Genomic DNA, 1,184 nt, shown 5'->3' with positions numbered 1-1,184 from the left:
CCCCAATCATCGGTCCTCAGCTCAACCCCTTCCCCGCGCTTCTGTTTCTTGGCATCCACCAAATGCCCCAGATTCAGCTGACTCTTGCCGCCATATTCCGTGCTGAGCTTGACGTGCTCCTGCCCGCGCAAATCCTCCATGCGCAATTTGTTGTTGGCCGGGGTGCGCAGGACGTTGCGGCTGTGGTCGCGCTTTCTGTCGGTGATGACGTCGGGGCGGTCGCTGTCGTGCAGGGCGTGGGCGATGTAGGGGCGGTCCGGGTCGCCTTCTTCGAAAGCGATCGCCACTTCGGTGCCGAAAATCAGCGGTAGATGTAGGCCGTAGGTGTCGCCGGCGTAGGGCCGGGCCAGGCGCAGCCAGCGGCTTTCGCGGCCCTGGGGCCAGGTGTCGCGGTCGAAGAGGAATTTGACTCGGTAGTAGCCGTGGCCATCGAGGTAGGCATAGGTGTCGCCGGCGGAGTGGCTGCTGATCCGCGCAGGAAGTGTCCCGACCATTTGTGGTTTTGGCAGTACGGGCGGACGGAAGCAGATGAAGTGGTCGTAGGGCATCGCCTCGAAGTGGGCGATGAAACTGGCGTCGCGGGCAGCGCAGGTGCGCAGGTGGGTGATCACCGCGCCAGGGCGAAAGGCCTGGGGGGCGCCTTCAGGCATGTTCAGCACTTGGCCGGGGGCCAGGGTCGGGCTGTCGGTGCTGCCGCTGAGGCGGGTGCGTTGGTTGAGAAAACGCTCGTGACGCAGGCGGGCAAAGTGGTAGCCGCTTTCGCTGGCCAGGCTTTCGAATTGGTACAGCTTGTTGCCCAGTTCGCTGTAGGGCAAGCCGTAGTAAAACGCCTCGCCAGAGGTGGTCTTGTCGTTGCGAACCTGATTGACATCGCCATCAAGGTAGGCGCGGGCATCCAGCGGTTTATAGCTGCGGAAGGTGATGTGTTTTTCCACCACCTGGTGGCGGGTCTGCAGGTTCCACACGCTGTCCTGATCGCCGCTGCTCAGGCCCGAGAGGCCGCGGTACGGCAGCTCGATGTCGAATTGATAACCCTTCTGTTCATCGTGAAATTCCACGACGTCATGACCGGTTGTCGGGTGGCAGCCGATGCGGTACCAGATGCCCACTTCGGCGAGCAGACGATGGATAAAATCCAGGTCGCTTTCGTCGTACTGCATCACCTGATCGCGGCGCGGGTACTC

Annotated in this window: 1 protein-coding gene; it reads right to left on the bottom strand. The window is 62.2% G+C overall.

Annotated features, from left to right (window positions below):
* Positions 1-1,184 (bottom strand): type VI secretion system Vgr family protein (locus NR126_RS28315; protein WP_256832471.1); only part of this gene is annotated, 1,184 nt, incomplete at both ends.

Source organism: Pseudomonas sp. Pse1, assembly GCF_024519635.1.
In the GTDB taxonomy this organism is placed as follows: Bacteria; Pseudomonadota; Gammaproteobacteria; order Pseudomonadales; family Pseudomonadaceae; genus Aquipseudomonas.
Note: the sequence above shows the minus strand (reverse complement) of the source record. Positions and strands in the feature narration are given on the sequence as shown.